13 protein-coding genes are annotated in these 14,955 nt (G+C 62.6%); 8 read left to right on the forward strand and 5 right to left on the reverse strand.

Annotation, left to right across the window (positions count from 1 at the left end):
- The first annotated feature begins 73 nt into the window (after nt 1-73).
- Genes NKJ80_RS01735 through NKJ80_RS01755 form a run of 5 tightly spaced genes read left to right on the forward strand, consistent with a single transcriptional unit; the run spans nt 74 to nt 5,502 of the window.
- On the forward strand, nt 74-373 hold the full coding sequence (locus NKJ80_RS01735; RefSeq protein ID WP_352496924.1) for a PqqD family protein: 300 nt from the start codon (nt 74-76) through the stop codon (nt 371-373).
- 25 nt (nt 374-398) lie between these two features.
- On the forward strand, nt 399-773 hold the full coding sequence (locus NKJ80_RS01740; RefSeq protein ID WP_245261015.1) for a lasso peptide biosynthesis B2 protein: 375 nt from the start codon (nt 399-401) through the stop codon (nt 771-773).
- Nucleotides 774-776: 3 nt separating this feature from the next.
- Nucleotides 777-2,693 (forward strand): lasso peptide isopeptide bond-forming cyclase, encoded by a 1,917-nt coding sequence (locus NKJ80_RS01745; RefSeq protein ID WP_352496925.1) that lies wholly within the window; start codon nt 777-779, stop codon nt 2,691-2,693.
- Complete coding sequence (locus tag NKJ80_RS01750) at nt 2,693-3,661, forward strand: phosphoenolpyruvate carboxykinase (ATP) (RefSeq protein ID WP_023715553.1); 969 nt, start codon at nt 2,693-2,695, stop codon at nt 3,659-3,661. Before NKJ80_RS01745 ends, NKJ80_RS01750 begins: the two co-directional genes overlap by 1 nt.
- Nucleotides 3,662-3,666: 5 nt before the next feature.
- Entirely contained in the window at nt 3,667-5,502 is a 1,836-nt protein-coding gene (locus NKJ80_RS01755) for an ABC transporter ATP-binding protein (RefSeq protein WP_352496926.1), read from the forward strand.
- Between the two features lie 47 nt (nt 5,503-5,549).
- Here NKJ80_RS01755 and NKJ80_RS01760 read toward each other — a convergent pair whose 3' ends face one another.
- Nucleotides 5,550-5,852 (reverse strand): exopolysaccharide production repressor protein, encoded by a 303-nt coding sequence (locus NKJ80_RS01760; RefSeq protein ID WP_348524462.1) that lies wholly within the window; start codon nt 5,850-5,852, stop codon nt 5,550-5,552.
- Between the two features lie 577 nt (nt 5,853-6,429).
- Between NKJ80_RS01760 and NKJ80_RS01765 the strand changes: the two genes are divergently transcribed.
- The 3 genes from NKJ80_RS01765 (at nt 6,430) to NKJ80_RS01775 (ending at nt 9,756) form a co-directional block, all read left to right on the forward strand.
- Nucleotides 6,430-7,107: a sugar transferase gene (locus tag NKJ80_RS01765; protein WP_023746616.1), complete on the forward strand. Its 678-nt coding sequence runs from the start codon at nt 6,430-6,432 to the stop codon at nt 7,105-7,107.
- 218 nt (nt 7,108-7,325) lie between these two features.
- A complete protein-coding gene (locus tag NKJ80_RS01770; RefSeq protein WP_032885928.1) occupies nt 7,326-8,549 on the forward strand; it encodes a polysaccharide biosynthesis/export family protein in 1,224 nt (407 codons plus the stop codon).
- Between the two features lie 115 nt (nt 8,550-8,664).
- Nucleotides 8,665-9,756 carry an acyltransferase family protein gene (locus tag NKJ80_RS01775; RefSeq protein WP_352496927.1) on the forward strand — a complete coding sequence of 364 codons (1,092 nt, stop codon included), beginning with the start codon at nt 8,665-8,667 and terminating at the stop codon, nt 9,754-9,756.
- A 10-nt stretch (nt 9,757-9,766) separates the two neighbouring features.
- Here the strand turns inward: NKJ80_RS01775 and NKJ80_RS01780 are convergent, their stop codons facing one another.
- From NKJ80_RS01780 to NKJ80_RS01795, 4 genes are all read right to left on the reverse strand, one after another.
- A complete protein-coding gene (locus tag NKJ80_RS01780) occupies nt 9,767-11,050 on the reverse strand; it encodes an O-antigen ligase family protein (RefSeq protein ID WP_352496928.1) in 1,284 nt (427 codons plus the stop codon).
- A gap of 288 nt (nt 11,051-11,338) precedes the next feature.
- A complete protein-coding gene (locus NKJ80_RS01785) occupies nt 11,339-12,166 on the reverse strand; it encodes an SDR family NAD(P)-dependent oxidoreductase (protein WP_352496929.1) in 828 nt (275 codons plus the stop codon).
- Nucleotides 12,167-12,262: 96 nt separating this feature from the next.
- Nucleotides 12,263-12,748, reverse strand: coding sequence for an acetone carboxylase subunit gamma (locus tag NKJ80_RS01790; protein WP_023725869.1), 486 nt, complete (start codon nt 12,746-12,748; stop codon nt 12,263-12,265).
- Nucleotides 12,745-14,949 (reverse strand): hydantoinase B/oxoprolinase family protein, encoded by a 2,205-nt coding sequence (locus tag NKJ80_RS01795; protein ID WP_352496930.1) that lies wholly within the window; start codon nt 14,947-14,949, stop codon nt 12,745-12,747. Before NKJ80_RS01795 ends, NKJ80_RS01790 begins: the two co-directional genes overlap by 4 nt.
- Between the last annotated feature and the right edge of the window lie 6 nt (nt 14,950-14,955).

Below are 14,955 nucleotides of genomic sequence, written 5' to 3' on the forward strand. Positions count from 1 at the left end.
GGGGGTCAAACCCCGGCTCTCGCGCCTTTTTCCGGACTTGCCGAAGCGTTGGTGTTGTGAGTGAGGTTTAGGAATGGACTGGAACCCCTCAGACCATGATCGGGTGAGCGCGAGCGAGGATGCCGTGGCCTGCGAATTCGGCAACGGCCTGGCGCTGCTCGATATGAGGTCCAACATCTATTACAGCCTGAACAGCGTCGGCGCCTTTATCTGGGAGCTGATCCAGGAGCCGCGGCCGATTTCCGAAATCCGCAGCGCCGTGCTGGATCGCTACAATGTCGATCCGGAACGCTGCAAGGCCGATGTCGATGGATTGTTGAAGGGCTTGGCGGACGCCGGGCTTGCGAGGCTCCATGATGAGGAACTTGTCTAGAGCTTTCTCACTGAGCGGGCCGGAGATGCTCTTTCTCGCCCACTGCCTTGCGGTGGTCGTGGCGGTGCGGCTGGGGCTGACGCTGCTTTCCTACAACAAAGTGCGCCGCATGGTGACCCGGCTCGACGCGCGCGAACCAGCCGACATCGGCGATCTCAGGCGTGTCGCCTGGGGCGTGGCTGCGGCTGCCCGCCTGGTGCCTGGCGCAAGCTGTCTGACCCAAGCGCTTTCCGGCCAATATTTGCTTGCCCGCCAGGGCAACGCCTCAAAAATCCGCATCGGCATCGAGCGCGATACCGGCACCGAGTTGAAGGCGCATGCCTGGCTGGTCAGCGGCGACCATATCGTGCTCGGTGGCTCGCTTGGCAGGTTTAACCATCTCGTCGACCACGGCCAGTGAGCGATGAGCGGCGTCGCCGGAATTCTGCTGAGGCAGGAAGGCAAGCCGGCCGCCGCGGCCGACATCCAGCGCATGCTTGCCCGCATGCAACATCGCGCGCCTGACGGCAGTTCGTGGTGGATGGACGAGGGCGTCGTTCTTGGCCACGCCTGGCTCAACACCACCGATGAAGCCGGCCCCGGCCCGCTGACCATGGCCGGCGGCAAGCTCGCGATCACCGCGGACTGCCGGCTGGACAATCGCGACGAATTGCTGGCCAGGCTTGGCATCAGGGACAGTTCGGTTGCCGACGCCGTGCTGTTGATGCGCGCCTATCTGCGCTGGGGCGAAGCCTGCCCCGAGCATCTGCAAGGCGACTTCGCCTTTGCCATCTGGGATGGCGAGCGCCGGCAGCTGTTTTGCGTGCGCGACCATTTCGGCGTCAAACCGTTCTACTATCATTCGAGCGACCGGCGCTTCGTCTTTGCCTCGGAGATCGGGCCGATCCTCGATGCCGGCGGCGTCGACATGCGCATCAGCGAACACCAGATTTCGGGATTCCTGGCCGGGCTGCCCGATAATCCGCAGTCGACAGCCTATGCCGATATCTTCCGCCTGCCGGCGCGCCACAGTCTGACCGTGACCGGCAAACAGGTGGTGCTGCGTCGCTACTGGCAGATCGAACCCTCGCCAAGGCAGATGCGATCGGATACGGTCGAGGAATTCCGGCATTTGTTTTCGCAATCGGTCCGCAACCGTATGCGCGGCACGCCTGCGGTCGGCGCAATGCTGAGCGGAGGGCTCGATTCCTCCTCGATCGCCTGCGTGGCGGGCCTTCAGAATGCCGCGCAGAGAAAGCCGAGGCTGCCGACCTTCTCGCTGGTGTTCGAAAAGGGTTCGCCGATGGACGAGCGGCCTTTCATCGAGGCAGTGCTTGGACAGGAGAAGGTCGACGGCACTTTGATTTCCGTCGGCAACTACGCGCCCTTCGCCGAGTTCGAACGCATTCTGGAAGAGCAGGAGGAAACGTTCCTGGCGCCCGGCCTGTCGTTGACCCGCGACATCTACAGGACCGCCGGCGCCAAGGGCATGAAGGTGCTGCTGGACGGCCATGGCGGCGACGAGGTGGTTTCGCAGGGCCACGGCCATCTGCACGAACTCGCCTATGCCGGCAAATGGATGGAGCTGTGGCGCGAGCTGCGCAGCGCCTCCAACACCTATGGCGACGGCATGCTCGGCCTCTACTACCAGTTCCTTACCCTTTACGGACCGGCCTGGCGCATCGCGAGAATCAAGCGGTTCGCGAACCGCGTGCTTGGCAAATTGCGGCGCCATCCAACTGGGCGGCCGGCGACGAGCTGGCGCGGCCTGATCAATCCGGACCTGGCGATGCGCACCGACCTCGTCGAGCGGTTCCGCAGGGCCGGCTACATGCCGCCCGCGGTCAGCGCCAGCGAGACCTTGACCCATCGCTGGCTGCTGTCGAACGGCATGGTGCCGCACGCCTTCGAGGTTCTCGACAAGGCCGCCGCCAATTTCGGCGTCGAGCCGCGCTACCCCTTCTGGGACAAGCCGCTGGTCGAGTTCTGCCTGGCGCTGCCCGGCGCGGAAAAGCTGAACCAGGGCTTTGGCCGCTCGGTGTTGCGCCGCGCCATGGAAGGAATCCTGCCGCCGGCGGTGCAGTGGCGGCGCGACAAGATCGATTTCACCTCGAACCTGGTCAAAGGCATGCTCGGCAATCACCGTGATCTCCTCGACAAGGTGCTGGTAGCGGATGCGGCGCTGATCGCGCCCTATGTCAATTTGCCCGAAGTGACAGCCGCCTATGGCCGCATCGCGCGGCAACCGGACGAAGCAACCCTGCCCGATGTCCAGTATGTCTGGCGTTCGATTTCGCTATCGTTGTGGCTGCGGCAGGTGCAACAGCGCGGGAGCCAATGATGATGCCGGCCAACATGCCTCTTGCCGCTGATGACCGCCATGCAATTGCTGCTCGCGCACAGCACTTCTACAAAGCCTATGGGCTGACGATCGCTTCGCAGGTCGAACTGCCTGAGCTAGAGCCGAGCGAACCAGCTTGCGTCGATGTGCTGATCACGGTCGGCCCGATCGACCTGCCAAAACCCTCGCCCGAGACCGGAACCGCTTTCCGTTTCGAGCCGCGGCAGCAATATTTGGCATGGCAGACGGTCGGCGCCTTCCTGATCACCGATGCCTGCCGGATCGAGGTGGAGCCGGCGCCCGATGTCGACGATGCGCTGCTGGCGTTTCCGCTGCTCGGTCCGGTCATGGCACTGCTCCTGCACCAGCGCGGCCTGCTCATCCTGCACGCCAGCGCCATTGCGGTCGGCGGCAAGAGCGCTGTCTTCATGGGCGACAAGGGCGCCGGCAAATCGACGACGGCGAGCGCGATGATCCGTGCCGGGCATCGATTGCTGACCGACGATGTCGTGGCGCTCGATCTCACGGACCGGCCGATGATCGTTCCGGGTTTTCCGCAGCTGAAACTCGCCGCCGATGCCGCCGCCGCGTTTCCCATCCGCCAGGCAGAGATACGCCCGCAGGTGCATGCGGCGATCGACAAGATGCAGCACCGCCTGCACGCCGGATTTGCGGCAGACGCGGTGCCGGCGACCCGGATCTATATCCTCGAGCGCAGCGACAAGGCAGCGATCACGCCGCTGCCAGGCATCGGCGCCCTGCCGGCGATCATCAAATTTTCCTATGTGACGCGTTTCGGCCGTCCAGCCCTGGTCGGCGATTTTGCCACGACACATCTTCGCCAATGCGCCGCCCTGGCCAGCCAGATCGGCGTCTGTCGCCTCGAAGTGCCCACCGGGCTCGACCGTATCGGCGAAGCCGTCGCCCTGATCGAAAACGATCTGGCGGCCGACAAAGGGCCGCGGTGACTGACATGTCCGCATCGCAGATCCTGCGCTTTTCGTTTTACCGCGATGTCGCCGGCTTCGGCGCCGCCATGGCCCGGATCGGCGGGCGCAGGACCTTCACGGCATTGCTGTTCCTGATCCTGGGAAGCCTGACCGAAGGCATCTCGATCCTGCTTCTGGTGCCGCTGCTGCATCTGGTCGGGCGACCCGAGCAGAATTTCGCGGTCAGGTTGCCTGACCGCGACTGGGTGCGCTGGCTGGCTCCGGACGGAACGCTGCAATTGACCACGGTGCTTTGCCTGCTGGTCGGGCTTGTCGCGCTGCAGGCGGCGTTCAACCGCTATAAATCCGTCTACATGGCGCGGCTGCTGCTCGACTTCATCAATCGCCTGCGCATGAACCTGTTCGAGAGCATCGGCAAGGCGCGGTGGGGGATATTCGCGCGCATGCGCAGCTCCGATCTCGACCATGCGCTGACCGGCGATATCGACCGCGTGCAGTCGGCGGCGTTCTCGCTGCTGATGCTGGTGCAGATCGCCGTGCTTCTGGCGGGTTATCTCGTTGTCTCGCTGTTCATTTCGACAGTGATGACGGCATTTGCCATTGTCGTCGGCATCGTCACCTTCCTGGCGCTGCAGCCGTTTCGGGCACGAGCCAGCGCCTTCGGCCGGGTTTTGACCAGCAATCGCCAGGAGCAGTACCGAACGGTCTCGGAGTTCCTCGGCGGCATCAAGGTGGCCAAGAGCCTGAATGTCGAGGCGACCTATTACGCACAGCTTCGCGCGACGCTGGAGAAGATGAAGGCCGACAACATCAACTACGTCCGCAACAGCACCATCGGCACCGCTCTGTTCCAGGTCGCCAGCGTCATTGGTCTGAGCTTGTTCATCTATGTCGCCCTGATCCGCTTCAACCTCTCACTGGCCGAGATCGTTGTGCTGCTTCTGGTGTTCATGCGCATTGCGCCGCGTTTCATGGACATGCAGATGCAGGCGCAGCAGGTGCTGATCAACCTGCCGGCCTATGCCTCGATGCGCGACATGCAGGCGCGTTTCGATGCCGAACGCGAGCCGGCAAACCTCGAATCGGATGCCAAGCTGTCGCTCGATGTCGGGCTCAACATCCGCAATGTCTCCTTTGCCTATGAGGCCGGCGGCAAGCCGGTGGTGAGCGATGTCACCTTTGGCCTTCCCGCCGGCAAGGTAACGGCGCTGATCGGTCCGTCAGGCTCGGGCAAGAGCACGCTTGCCGACATGCTGCTTGGCCTGCTCGAACCGAGCGAGGGCAAGATCCTGGCCGATGGCGTCGAGATCGGCGCCGCCAACCGCCGGCGCTGGCGCGACCAGGTGGCGTATGTGCCGCAAGACGTGTTCCTGCTGCACGATACGATCGCCGCCAATCTGCGCCTTGCCGCGCCGCAAGCCAGTGACGCGGAGCTGTGGACTGCACTGCGCGCTGCGCATGGCGCCGACTTCGTCGAGCGGCTGGAGTTGCGGCTCGACACGGTGGTCGGCGACCGCGGCGTCCGGCTCTCGGGCGGCGAACGCCAGCGCATCGCGCTGGCGCGCGCGCTGCTGCGCAAACCTTCGCTGCTCATTCTCGACGAGGCGACCAGCGCGCTCGACTGGCAGAACCAGTCCCTGATCGCCAAATCGATCGACGGCTTGCGCGGATCGATGACGATCCTGACCATTGCGCACAGGCCATCGATGATCGCCTTCGCCGACTGGGTGGTTGCAGTCGAAAACGGACGAATCGTCGAAGTGGGGCAATATCAGAGGTTGAAAGCGAAGGCCGGCAGCCGCCTGTCGAAAATGCTTTCAGGCGAGCAATCGGATCCCGAGCCGGCCGAAGCAGGCTGAGTCCGGCTGCAAGATGATCCGAGGCCGACCTTGCGGCTTCAGACTGCTCAATGCACGCTGCGCCTCGCCGAGAGCTTCTCGCCTTCAACCGCCTTGTCGGCGCCGAGGCTTCTTTCGGCGTCGCGAGCCCTGTCGGCCGATGTCGGCGCGCTGCTGGCGATCATAACATACACCAGCAGGAAATAACCGACTTGGATGAGGACAGCGCAGCCGATGACGCGAAGCACCGTTGTGGTGACCGTCGCGCCGTCGACATAGGACCACGCGACCACGATCGCGAGGGCGAAAACCATTCCAATGACGAATTTTGGTAATGACATGTTCGGCGGCCCGTCAACCGGCCCGAGCATGCAAAAGCGATGACTTACCCACCCGAGTATCTCCCCATTCGCCATGCGAGCTTATTTAGCTGCTCTTTTTCGGCCGGTTGCTTCCGGCCTTCCCAACCCATCCAGACTCTATCAGGAATAATTTGCGACTCTATTAAGGCGCGAAACTGACGGCAAGGGCAACCAGCAATAATTTTCGGGTTGGCGGCGGCTTGGACTCCGCCATGCTGCGATGCACACGCAGGGGTGGTGACCTAACTCGTCATGCGCTTTATACTACAGTAGAATCTACAATGTTGATTAGTATTTTACTTGATTAATTTAGCAAAGCCAGTGATTCGAAAATCAGTTAAAGCCGTTCCCTCTGCGGCAAAGGACGATTTGCCCAAAACCCGCCGAAAAAAGGCATTACATTTCCTACGGTTGCTAATTATTCGTCACAAACCCGCCATAAAGGGCAAAATTTGGGCAAGGAGCGTTTATTATTTAGTCAATTCCTGACGTGATTATTTCAGCCATATGGGAAATTGTGTGTTGCGCTGCAGCATTTTTTTGGTATCGTGGCATAAACCATCCGTTCAACGTATGGAGCTTTTGCATGAGGGACGTTGCCAAGTCGGCCAATGCGGCATTTTCGCATGTCGGCGTAGATTTTCCGCCACCCATCGGCGGGCTGCTGAAGCGCAGTTTCGATGTTTTCGGTTCACTTGTCGGCCTGGTGGCGCTTAGCCCGCTGTTCCTGATGGTGGCCCTTCTGGTCAAGCTTTCCGACGGCGGCTCGATCTTCTACGGCCACAAGCGCATCGGACGCGGTGGGCGGATTTTCCCCTGCCTCAAGTTCCGCACCATGGTCGAAGACGGCGAACGTGTGCTGGCCGCCTATCTCGCGGCCAATCCGGAAGCCAACGCCGAATGGATCGCGACCCGCAAGCTGAAGAACGATCCGCGCGTCACCCGCGTCGGCGCCGTTCTGCGCAAGCTCAGCCTCGACGAGCTGCCGCAGATCATCAACATCCTGCAGGGCGACATGAGCCTTGTCGGGCCTCGCCCGGTGGTGCGCGACGAGCTTGAGATCTACGGCAGCGCCGCGGTCTATTATTTGAAGTCGCGGCCGGGCCTGACCGGGCTCTGGCAGGTGAGCGGACGCAACGATGTCTCCTATGACAGTCGCGTCGCGTTCGACCGTCACTATGTCGAGAACTGGTCGCTGTTCGAAGACGTTCGCATCATCCTCAAGACCGTGCCTGCGGTGTGGATGTCGCGCGGTTCCTACTGACCGACCGCAACTGGTCAGCAATCGGGCCGGCACGGCCCGAAGCCAATCCGGTCCAAAGCTATTCGGCGATGGGCCGGTCTCGCATTGCAGCCATAGTGTTCTGCCAGGTTCCGAAGGAGGCACTCGGCAGCAGGCCTATCGGGCGGATGGGGCCAAAACGGATCGGAAACGTTCAGTTGAAAACAGACATATCAGCGTATTTTCGCCTTGCCGGCCCGATGCGGCCGGCACGGCTCGTCGCCACGTGCCTCGCTCTGTCGCTCGCGGTTCCAGCCATGGCCGACGAGTACCGGCTCGGCTCGCAGGACAAGCTCAACATCCGCGTCGCCGAGTGGCAGACGGTGGAAGGCACGTTCCGTGACTGGTCGGCGGTAAACGGCGAATATTCGGTCGGTCCCGCCGGCAATTTGTCGGTGCCGTTCGTCGGCGAACTGCCGGCCGCCGGCAAGACCACGTCGGAGGTTGCGGCCGCGATCAGCGTCGCCCTGCAGCGCAAGCTTGCCTTGTCGGACAAGCCGGAAGCCTCGGTGGAAATGGTGCAGTTCCGGCCGTTCTACATCTCGGGCGAGATCCAGACGCCTGGCCAGTTTCCCTATGTGCCGGAGCTGACCGTGCTCAAGGCGATCAGCATCGCCGGCGGCATCCGGCGCAACGCCGATTTGGGCACCCAGCTCGGCAAGGACCTGATCACCGCCAAGGGCAATTTCGACATTTATGACGACCAGCGCGTGCGGTTGATCGTCAAGCGTGCCCGCATCGATGCCGATCTCGCCGGCAAGGAGAGTTTCGAGGCGCCTAAGGAAGTCGAGGGCGACCCGCGCCTGGCGACAATCGTCGCCGACGAAATGCAGATCCTGATCTCCGACCAGAAAGCGTTGAAGCTGAAGCTGCAGGCGCTTGACGATCTGAAAGGGGTCCTGCAGTCCGAAATCGAGGCGCTGCAGAAAAAGATCGTCAACCAGCAAAAGCAGGTCGACCTGGCGCAGCAGCAGGCGGACAGTATCGGTCCGCTGGCGCAAAAGGGCCTGGTCGCCAACGCACGCCTGCTTTCCTCGCAACAGTCGGTCACCGATCTGCAGGGCAAGATCCTGGACTATGAGACGGCGATCCTCACCGCCAAGCAGTCGGTCAGCAAGGCGACGCAGGATGCCATCGATGCCCAGAACACGTTGAACTCGAGACTTGCCGCCGACCGGCAGCAGGTCGAAGCAGACCTCAACGAAGCCGCACTCAGGGTCAACATGCAACAGGGCCTGATGGCCCAGGCATCGGACCCGGCCACGACCGCCGCCATCACAAACAACAATGAAGAGCCGGCGCTCATCTATTCGCTGGTGCGCGTGACCGACGGCAAGACCAGCGAGATCGACGCCAAGGAAGATACGCCGGTGCTGCCGGGCGACGTCATCAAGGTGAAGCTGGCGCCGACGGCCAGCCAGTAAGTTCCTGTCTCGCTCAGCTAGACCGGAACGACGGAGGGGCGGGAGAACCAGTTCGGCTCGTTCGCGCCAGGGTGCGGGCGGGAACTTCCGTTTTTCGACCGCTTGAAGGCATTCCATGCAGCCCGCCGCACCGCGCCACGTCTACCTCAATCTCGATGCCATCCGCGGCGTCGCGGCGATCAGCGTCATGCTCTACCACTTCTCGCCGTTCCTGGCCCCCGGCAAGGTGCTGCCGTCGAGCTATCTGGCGGTCGACCTGTTCTTCCTGCTCAGCGGCTTCGTCATCGCGCATGCCTATGACCGCAAGATCGAAAACGGCATGGGCTTCGGCACGTTCGTGGCGATCCGCCTGATCCGCCTCTACCCGCTCTACCTCGCCGGCACGCTGCTCGGTTTCTTCTATCTCATCGTCAAGAACCGGCTGATTCCGGCGGAATACATGCCGATCTCCGAGATCGGCACCATGCTGACGACCGGCATGTTCTTCATCCCGCTGGTCAGCGACGCCTATCGCACGATCTTTCCGCTCAACCCCGCGTCGTGGTCGCTGTTCTTCGAGCTGATCGTCAACATAGCCTATGTCGCCTTCTTCTTCCTGCTGACGAAACGCGTGCTGAGCACGCTCATCGCCGTCAGCCTGGTGTTGCTGGTGGTCGTCTCTATCATTGCCGGCACCCTCGACTTCGGCATGACCGGATCGACCATCATCAGCGGCCTGCCGCGCGTCTGTTTCTCGTTCTTCCTGGGCGTGCTGCTTTGCCGGTCCATGACACGCTATCAAAGCGGGCTCGGCTTTCTGCGGCGCGGCTGGTGGATAGAGGCCGCGATCGCACTGACGCTCGTCGTCTTTGCCATCGCGCCGGCCGGCGGCGCGCGCGTCGCCTACGATCTCGCCTGCGTCGTCTTTGTTTTCCCGGCGCTGGTGGTGGTCGGCACTATTGCGCCGACGGCGCCGCGCCTGTCAGGCCTCTATGGCTGGCTGGGGCGGATTTCCTACCCAATCTACATCATCCACACGCCGCTGCTGATGATCATCGCCGGGGCGGGCAAGGCCGCAGCGATCGACCCGTTCGCGCATCATCCCTGGTTCGGAATCGTCATGGCGGTTTCCGTCATCGTCATCGCCGACATCGCCACGCGCCTCTATGACGAGCCGTTGCGCCGCTTCCTGCAGCGGCTGATGCTGCGCAAGCGCGCCGTCGCCTGAGATAAGCAAGTCAGACGCGCGCCGGCATGCGGCCGTTGGCGGTGTTCTCGTCCGGCACCGGAACATAGGCCCGCCTTGCCCTGGCGAGCGGCACCGGGCGCAGCTTGAACAGGCCGTAATAGACGATGAACGAGGCCATGAAATAGGGGCCGAGGATCTCGACCTCGAAGAAGGAGCGGATCAGCATCATGCCGACCGCGCCGGCGAGCACCACCGAATCGGCGCTCCAGTCACCGAACACCACCTTCGAAACATGGCCCCAGAAGGAGCGCAGGATGATCAGCGCCAGCATCGTCACGCCGATGAAGCCGAGCTCGACCAGCGTCTCGATATAGGTGTTGTGGAAATGGAAGCCGGTGCGGGTGGAGATGTAGAACTCGGCCCAGAGCCGTTCCGGATCGGCAAAACCCTGGATCCAGTAGGCGGCATAGCCATAACCGAGCACCGGACGCTGCTGCGCGGCGGCCCAGCCCTGTTCCCAGAGATAGGTGCGGCCGGTCAGCGTCGAATCCTTGCCGAAGATGCCGAGCACGACATCGAGCAGGCCAAGGTTCAGCGCAGCCATCACACCGCCGACCAGCGCGGTAGCGCCGACGACGAACAGCACGCGGCGGTAGCGGCGTGACAGAACCTTGCTCATGGCAAGCAAGGCAACGACACCGATCACCGCCGGAAGCGAAGCGACCGACGTCGCCGAGTGGGCGATCGCCAGCATATAGACCGACAGCAGGATGATCGGCGCGGTCCAGACGAAGCTCATCCAGTTGCGCCGGTAGAAGGCCAGAAAAGCGAAGCAGGAGAAGATGCCGAGCGAGGCGAAGAAGCCGATCTGGTTCTTGGAGCCGAAGGCGCCGACGAAATTGGTGGTGCCGTCGATAGTGTCGAGCGCATAGGCGCCAACCTTCAGCGAATACAGCAGCACGATGAAGATGCCGATCAGCGAGCCCAGCACCAGCGTGCGCGTGCTGATGGTGCGCGCCGCGATGTAGGCGCACAGCATGTGGGAGAAATATTGCAGCCCCGCCCGCGCGCTGGTGCCGGCCGCTTGCGACCAGAACAGCGACAGGCAGACATAGGCCGCAAACAGCAGCGGCAGCCAGGCGCTGGAGAGATCGCGGGCGAAACGCCGGTAATCGACGAACAGCAGCGGCAGCCATACCAGATAGTAGGCGAGGATCAGGATCTGGCCGAAATTGGTGGAGTAGGCGAAGGCAAAGACCGACACCGCAACGGCGAAGGCGGCATAGACCTTGTTGTTGTCCGGATCGATCAGAATGGATTTCGGGATCTTCATATCCGTACCGGATTTCTCATGCTGCCGCCTTTCGGCTGGGCTGAAGCGCCCATGGTCGGCTTTTCTGCGTCAGGTCCGCCCTTGCATGCGCGATCGCCGGAACCTGCCCTTGCCGGACCCCTATCAGCGGGCATCCATTGTGCAGTGCACAATATAACCTCTATGCCTGTCACTCAATGGTAAATTTGCCGCGAGGGGTAAAGTTGCCGCAGGCAGGGCCAAAACGACCATGCAACCGACAAATGGCGTTAATGCGGCTCGCTCGTTCGAAAATACAAGCTGTGGCCGCTACCACAGCGCTCCGCCGGTGATCTGGATGTTTTCCATGGTGATGCCCTTGGCCAGATCCGAGCACAGGAACACGGCTAGAGCCGCGATTTCCTGCGGCTGCAGCATGCGCTGCTGGGGATTGCCCTTGGCGATCTCGGCCATCGCTTCCTCGGCGGTTCTGCCCTTGCCCTCACGCTCGACGACCTGCGCCACGTTGCGGCGCATCAGTTCGGTCTCGACCCAGGTGGGGCTGATCATGACGCAGGTGACACCGTGCGGGGCGCCTTCCAGCGCCACGCAGCGGGTAAGGCCGAGCAGCCCGGCCTTCGAGGCGCAGTAGGCCGGGTTGTCCTTCCAGCCGACGGAAGCCGCTGTCGAGCCGATGTTGACGATACGGCCCCAGCCGCGCGCGATCATGCCGGGCAGCACAGCTCGGGTGACGCGGAACGCTCCGCTCAGATTGGTGTCGACGATCTTGTCCCACAGTGCGTCGGAATGGCCGCAGACCGGCTGTTCGGCGGTGGTGCCCGCGGCATTGACCAGTATGTCTCCCGGGCCGATGGCGGCCTGCGCGTCAGCCGCAAACCGGTTGGTCACCTCGCTATCGCGGACATCGAGGTGGGCGGCATAAACCCTGGTGCCGTGTGCCGACAGGGCCAACCGCACGCGCTCGATTTCATCGGCGCCGGGATAGTAGGCGGCGTCGGTTCTGTCGGCGCCGGCGGGGGCGATGTAGGAGCCGACCGCTACATTTGCGCCGGCCTGCGCCAACGCCGTCGCAATGGCGAAGCCCATGCCGGAAAACCCGCCGGTGACGATCGCGCTGCGGCCGGAAAGGTCTGTCATGGGCAGTGAATCTCCGATGCCGACGTTTGATGCCATAGTCTTAGACCCAGCCCGGTGACGAGCGCTACCTTGCCTGCAGCGCTGGTCACCACGTCGCTAAAGCGGTTTGCCCAGCCACTCGCGATAGAAGCCTTCGAGATCGGGTTCGAAGTCGTGCACGATGGGGTAGCCCGGAGCCGCCGCCTCGACCTCGTGCATGGTGCCGCATTGCGGGCAGATGAATTCGCGGATTTCCATCCATTGCGGATCGGGGATATCGCTATTGGGATAGATCTCGCGCAGCGCCTCCTCGGTGTTGCGCACGTTGATCGCGGCCTTGAGCTTCCAGTTCTTGCGATAGTCACCGAAAGAGTGGCCGCATTCGCAACGGGTGATGCGCTCGTCGCCGCTCTGGCAGATGAACAAATGATCCGAGACCGGCAGCAGGATCGGGTCCTTCCAGGTGACACGGTCCTGATAGACGGCGAGCATCTTGAAGAAGCGGTCGTCGTCCTTGTAGGCGCTCATGATGCGCTTTGTCTGCGGCCAGGGCAGCTTGCCGGCTGAGAGATCGCCGAGGACTTCCTTGCTGTATGAGGTCATGGCTTTGCTCCCGGCATGAAGATCGATCTGGCGTCGACGGTCCAGAAATCGCTGAAATCCCTAGTGAAGCGCGACGATAGCTTGATCGCGCTGGCATACATTTTCTTCACCTCGGGCGCGAAGTCGGCCTTCTCGACACGGCCGCGTTCGGCAGCGATCCAGTCCGAAACCGGGATCGCCTTGGCCAGACGCTCCTTGCGCATGGCGGCACGACGTTCGACGGTGGCGTCGATATAGGCAACCGGATAACCCTCGGCGTCGTCCTTCAGCACGATGCCGAAAATCTGGACCGCCGCCTGGCGGGTGAGAAAACCGTTCTCGACATCCCAGGCGGTCTTGACCGGATCGCGCTCCAGCACGTCGCCGTAACCGCCGCCACCATTGTAGGAATGGCTGAAGATGTCCCCCGACTTGTGCGGCGAGGTGATGTAGGGGCCTTCGACCACGGCATGGTCGCCGCCGATGTTCTTCTCGTAGTCGGAGACATGCGGATCGATACCTGGGGCATGCGCGAGCGGTTCGCCTTTTGCCGCCAGTTCATGGATGTTGGAATTGCGTACCGCGCGATGCTTCTGGCAGGTCGGCGCGGGATAGCCGCCACACATGCCGCCATTGTCGAATACCCGCGAGGAGTGTTCCGAGGTGTGCAGTCGCAGGTGCGAGGTCTTGTTGATCAGCCAGGTCGAGACGAAGGAACAGCCGCCGCGATATTTGCCGGCGCCGCCCGAATTGGGCATGATCGAGCGGCCGATATAGACCATCGGCATCGACTGTTCCCAGACCTCAATGTTGCCCATGTCGGATTCCGGATTCCAGCCGACATAGGCGGTGTCGAGGCCATCGGCGATGGCCAGCGCGCCGGAGCCGGCGGCGGCGCATTCGAAATGCGCCATGCCGAACGGCGTGCCGTACTGGCTTTCGCCGCCCATCTCGATCATCGGGCTGTTGACCTGGCCGACGAAGGCTTCCTCGACGTAGCCGCGCGCGACGAAGCCGCGCGACAAAAGGCGCTGGAACACGCCATAGGCCGGCAGCAGCAGCGCCCAGGATGTGGCGGTCGCCACCATCTCATTGTCGGGGTTGGTCCAGGTGCCGGGCGGCAGCTTCAGCTCGGTCGCCATCCAGGCGCCGTCATTGACCAGGCCCTCGAAATTCATGTGCTGGGTCAAGGTGACGAACATGCCTCCATCCATGCCGGCCGGCGTGCAGTTCATCGAATGGTAGCCCCAGGGCTGCGTGCCCTCGAAGTCCATGGTGATCTTGCCGTCGGTGGTGATCTCCATCTCGATCGGGATGTTGTAGAGCCAGTCGGGATCGCCAAGCAGCTGGAAGCCGGGCTTGCCCGTCGTGACATGGCCGTAGAAGGTGTGGCCACGATAAATGCCGGGCACGGTGAGCTGGCGGGTGCGGGCGAGCTGGGCGCGACGGCCCTCCTCGATGAACTCCTTCGACACCTTCATCCAGTAGTCGAGGCCGATCTCGGAGATCAGCTGCTTGACGCTTTCGCGCATGTCGATGCAGGAGGCGACCTTGGCCTTCTCGTCGAGCACCCAGTAGATCGGCATGCGTAGATTGCGCTCGCAGCGGATGACGTAGTCGCGGCGGATCTCGTCATTCTCGCCGATCTTCTCGGCGCAGACGAACAGGCCTTCGGTGAAGCGCTCCTGCGCCAGGCAGACGTCGCCGCCGGGCGTGATGCCGCCGGCTTCGAGCTCGTGGCAGACCGCACCGGCCCAGCCGACCAGCGTGCCTTCATGGAAGATCGGCACCACGTCCATGACGTCGGGCACCTGCACGGTGCCGATGAAGGCATCGTTGTTGGCAAAGATGTCGCCTTCGCGGATCTTCGGGTTTTCCTCGTAATTGTTCTTGATCATCCATTTGATGAAGCGGCTCATCGTGTGGACGTGGACCATGATGCCGTTGGACAGCGCGATCGCATCGCCCTCGGGCGTATAGATCGCCACCACCATTTCGCCGACTTCGCGCACGCCGGGCGAGGCCGAGATGCGGCGGGCCATTTCGCGGGCCGAGACGCAATAGGCGCGCAGCTTGGTGTGCAGCGTCTCGAATTTCAGCGGGTCCTGGTTGCGTAGCGTGAGCTCGGTGATGCCGTCATAGCAGCCGGTCTCTTCCATCAGCCGTTCTGAATCGAGCAGCCGTTCGCGAAGGCGCAGGGCCGAGGCAGGTCTGTCCAACATGGCGGT

This window comes from Mesorhizobium sp. M0030, assembly GCF_040323695.1.
GTDB lineage: Bacteria > Pseudomonadota > Alphaproteobacteria > Rhizobiales > Rhizobiaceae > Mesorhizobium.